General features: G+C 71.5%; 2 protein-coding genes. Both read left to right on the top strand.

Annotated features, from left to right (window positions below; genetic code table 11):
• The coding region (locus ETD86_RS54350) for a patatin-like phospholipase family protein (RefSeq protein ID WP_138674386.1) at window positions 1-856 on the top strand (856 nt) is incomplete at its 5' end.
• Window positions 853-1,476, top strand: a 624-nt coding sequence (locus tag ETD86_RS54345) for a glycosyltransferase (protein WP_484213978.1), incomplete at its 3' end; no start/stop codon positions are given. The genes ETD86_RS54350 and ETD86_RS54345, both read left to right, overlap by 4 nt.

Genomic DNA, 1,476 nt, shown 5'->3' with positions numbered 1-1,476 from the left:
TTTCCGGCCGGGGGCCGCGCAGGTCGGCGTCGGGTGGGCATTGGAGCAGCGAGGATTCGTCCCGGACCTGATCATCGGAACCTCGGTGGGCGCCCTCAACGGAGCGATCGCGGCCGCCCACCCCGGCAAGGCCGCACCATGGCTGGATCGTGTGTGGACCCAGGCGCGTCGCCGTGAGGTGTTTCCGTTCGGCTATATGTCCTCGCGGGCCAGCATCTGCGCCGATCGTGGCCTGCGCAGGCTGATCGCTCGGGCCGAGCTGCCGTCGCGGATCGAACAGCTGGAGATCCCCTTCGCCGCGGTGGCCACGGATCTGGCCACCGGTGACCAGGCGCTGCTCGACCATGGAGATCTCGAGTCCGCGCTGCTGGCCAGCGCAGCCATCCCGGGGCTCCTGCCCCCGGTGTATCGGGAAGGCCGGATGCTCGTCGACGGCGGGGTGATCGCCTACGTCCCGGTACGAGCGGCTCTGCAGGCAGGGGCGGCCAGCGTGGTGGTGCTGTCGACCGGGCCGGCGAACTGTCCGCTGCGCCCGGCCATTCCACCCCGGCGGGCCGGCGCGGTCGCCGCCCGGGCAGGGCTGCTGCTGTGGCGCCATCAGATCGAGCGCGACCTGCACGACGCGTCCGAACAGATTCCGACCGTCGTGCTGCCGACCGGCATCGATACCTGGCCAGCCCCGTGGGACTTCGGCCATTCCCAGCGGCTGATCGAGACCGCTTGCCTCACGGCGGGCCGCTTTCTCGACGGGCTGCGCATCAGTGGGCCCGGCCTGTATCGGGTGGACTGGTCTGCTGTGGCATCGGCCGGCCTGGGCCAGGCACAGATCGCTTCCGCATCGGGGGTCGGCCGGTGAGCACCATCGCGTTCGTCAACATCGCCATGCACGGGCACGTCAACCCGACGCTGCCGGTCGTGGCCGAGCTTGTCCGCCGTGGCCACTCCGTCACCTATCACACCTCGCCCGCGTTCTCGAAGGAGATCGAGGCCACAGGTGCGGCCGTGCGCCTTTACCCCGGGGGTGATCAACCGCTCCCCGATCCGCCGATCCCGCTCACGCTGCTGGACGGGCTCGCACGCACCGCCGTCGGTCTGCTGCCGCCCGTGCTCTCCGATCTGCGTCGCATCCGGCCTGACCTGATCGTCCACGGCGCCGCCTGCCCCTGGGGCGCAGTCGCCGCCCGCGAACTCGAGGTGCCGGCGGCAGCGTTGTTCACCACGTTCGCGTTCAACCGGCATGCGCCCAGCCCCACCGCCGCCTCGTGGGAGCTGCTGGCCGCGGCGGCGACCCGGCCCCGCAACGTCCGGGGCTACCTGCGGTCGCGGGGGGAGTTGCACCGCCGCTACGACACCCGTGGGTTGCCGCTGCTCGACCTGGCGAACGTACGCCAGCCGCTCAACCTGGTCTTCACCTCGCGCGCGTTCCAGCCCGGCGTCGACGCCTTCGACCGGTCGTACCGGTTCGTCGGCCCGAGC

It is taken from the genome of Nonomuraea turkmeniaca (assembly GCF_005889735.1).
Taxonomy (GTDB): domain Bacteria; phylum Actinomycetota; class Actinomycetes; order Streptosporangiales; family Streptosporangiaceae; genus Nonomuraea; species Nonomuraea turkmeniaca.
Note: the sequence above shows the minus strand (reverse complement) of the source record. Positions and strands in the feature narration are given on the sequence as shown.